The following is a 1,336-nucleotide window of genomic DNA, read 5'->3' as shown; positions in this document are numbered from 1 at the left end:
CATGCTCGGCTCCTGCGTGCCAATAGCTTTAAAATCCATCTTTAAGCTCTCCTGAACTGACTCTTCAAAACCCGACCTCCAGGGGGCTACCTGTTCCCCAACCATATGGAGAAGGCAATCAACACCCCTCCAATGCCTTGTAACCAAGACAAATGAGTGTTTAACAAGAAGGGGAGGGGAAACTATCGGTGAGCAGGATCTTGTCGCAGATATACTGTGACTTACATTAAATGGTCGATGGGCTTTAAAATATCAGTCATTTTTTACGATTTCTGTTAGGTAGACTTACATGTCGGCTATTCCCCCGCTTAGTTGTCTCCGTAGCTTCGAGGCCGTCGCCCGGCTAGGCAGCGTGACGCTCGCAGCCACGGAACTTCATGTGACGCACTCGGCGATCAGCCAACAGATCAAGGTGTTGGAGGAGTTGGTCGGTATCAACCTGTTCATTCGCGAGGGGCGTGGCTTGCGGGTGAATGAGCATGGTCGCCTGTACTCACTGCAAATCCGTCAGTCGTTGGGTGCCATCGCCGAGGCCACTCATCTGGTCCAGGCGCGGCCCAAGGCTTCCGAATTGGTGGTAGCGGTGATGCCTTCATTCGGGCGCTCCTGGCTGTTACCCAGGATCGGGCGGTTTCAGCAGCACTATCCGCATATCACCGTGCGCTTACACGCCAGCCTGACGATATCGAATCTGCTTCAGGAGTCGGTTGATATCGGTGTGCGTATTGGACGTGGCGATTGGGAGGGGCTGGAAAAGCGTCTGATGTTCCACGATGACATGGTGGTGGTCGCCGCTCCCGACTTCAATGGCGGGCAGCTACCGATGACGCCGGCGGAGATTGTCGCCAGCACGATCATTTTCACGATGGACTCCTGGCAACCCTGGTGTGAGGCAGCCGGCCTGCTGGATGTCAATGTGCCCCGTGCGGGCTTGTGCAGCAATGATTCCAACCTGGTACTGGAGGCTGTGCGTCTGGGGCAGGGTATCGCGTTGGTCCGCCGTAGCCTGGTGCACGATGCCATCGTGCGAGGTGAACTGGTCCAACTGACTGAATACGCATGCCCTTATGCCTACCCCTATTGGTTGGTATTGCCGGTTCAGGAGCACTTGGAAGCCAAGCAGCATCAGTTTTCCGCATGGCTGTTTGCAGAGGTGGAGCGCTATGTGACAGAGGTCGAGCAACTCCGATCAAAAGCCCTCTAATACGCCCGCCCGACAACTGTCATGGTCGGCAAACAATACAGTTCGTTGCACTCATTCCCAACCGTATCGGTACTGGCCCCACCTGGCTGACTAGTGTGCACCTGTCCTTCAGGCACGCAGGAGCCGAGCATG

The 1,336-nt window shown here is 55.6% G+C and carries 1 protein-coding gene; it reads left to right on the top strand.

Translation table 11 applies throughout. The features are described 5' to 3' along the window. The first annotated feature begins 289 nt into the window (after positions 1-289). Entirely contained in the window at positions 290-1,204 is a 915-nt protein-coding gene (locus tag CWE01_RS33160; RefSeq protein WP_100944760.1) for a LysR substrate-binding domain-containing protein, read from the top strand. Positions 1,205-1,336: the final 132 nt, after the last annotated feature.

Origin of the sequence: Pseudomonas sp. QS1027, from assembly GCF_002814235.1 — a bacterium.
GTDB lineage: Bacteria > Pseudomonadota > Gammaproteobacteria > Pseudomonadales > Pseudomonadaceae > Aquipseudomonas.
Note: the sequence above shows the minus strand (reverse complement) of the source record. Positions and strands in the feature narration are given on the sequence as shown.

Coding starts and splice junctions, on each gene's coding strand:
- CWE01_RS33160 (WP_100944760.1), top strand. CDS start 290: ATGTCGGCTATTCCCCCGCTTAGTTGTCTCCGTAGCTTCGAGGCCGTC.